1 protein-coding gene is annotated in these 1,033 nt (G+C 69.0%); it reads right to left on the reverse strand.

Features of this window, described 5'->3' with window-relative positions; genetic code table 11:
* Window positions 1–714 (reverse strand): NADP-dependent oxidoreductase (locus ACFLIM_RS50215; protein ID WP_393178031.1); only part of this gene is annotated, 714 nt, incomplete at its 3' end.
* Window positions 715–1,033 lie beyond the last annotated feature (319 nt).

Here is a 1,033-nt window from a genome sequence, read left to right on the forward strand (position 1 = left end):
TGGCGAGGCGATGGTGACGAGCGTGCCGCCGGCGCGCACCAGCGCGGCCGAGCGGTCCAGGATGTCGCCGCCGATCACGTCGAACACCACGTCGACCTGACCGGCCTCTTCAAGGGGATCGGCCTGCAGGTCCAGGAAGGCATCAACACCGAGACCGAGGGCTGTGTCCCTGTCGCCGGCCCTGCCAGTGCCGATCACTCGGGCCCCTGCCTCGCGCGCGAGCTGCACCGCGATAGAACCAACGCCGCCCGCGGCGCCGTGAATCAGGACGCTCTGGCCGGCAGCCAGGCGACCGTGGTCGAACAGGCCCTGCCACGCGGTCAACCCTGAGATCGGCAGTGCGGCGGCCACGGTGTGACCGACGTCGACCGGCAGCGGCGCGAGGTTACGGGCCTCCACCGCCGCGTACTCGGCCAGCGAGCCGTTGCGGGCCCAGTCGGTCAGCCCGAACACCCGCTGGCCGACCGTCAGGCCGGTAGTTCCGTACCCCAACTCGGCCACGACACCCGACAACTCGTGCCCAGGCACACTGGGCGTCCGGTCTCGGCCCGCGCGATCGGACCACGTTCCCGGCCAGTCGAGCTCTCCGGGAGTGAACCCTGCAGCATGCACCCGGACGATGACGTCGTTCTCGGCAGCGTGGGGGTATGGCTCTTCTGTCACGGAAAGCCCAGCCAGACCCGCGGCGCGCTCTCGGACGGTGACCGCTTGCATGACAGGCCCTCGCTCGTGGTGGAGATATCGAACAGGACGAACGTACAGGGCATCGACCAGGGTTACGGAGAGCACTTGCGGCGCGGCTGTCGTTTATCAGCCCGGCGCGTTTCGGTTCGATGGCGCGTTTCGGTGAGCGGCCCGCGTCCTTCGGCCGCCGAGACCAGGCCCGGGGTTTCCAGAGATGGCCCGGCTAGCCCCGTTCTCCGCATGATTGTTTACGCGGTCCGCGTCATAGATGGCGGGCTGGTCCGTGGGACAGGTATGAGTGGTCTTTCGGGTCAGCCTCGTCATCGTGCGCGCCGGGGGCGGGCAGAGA

Origin of the sequence: Nonomuraea marmarensis (assembly GCF_043197025.1) — a bacterium.
GTDB lineage: Bacteria > Actinomycetota > Actinomycetes > Streptosporangiales > Streptosporangiaceae > Nonomuraea > Nonomuraea marmarensis.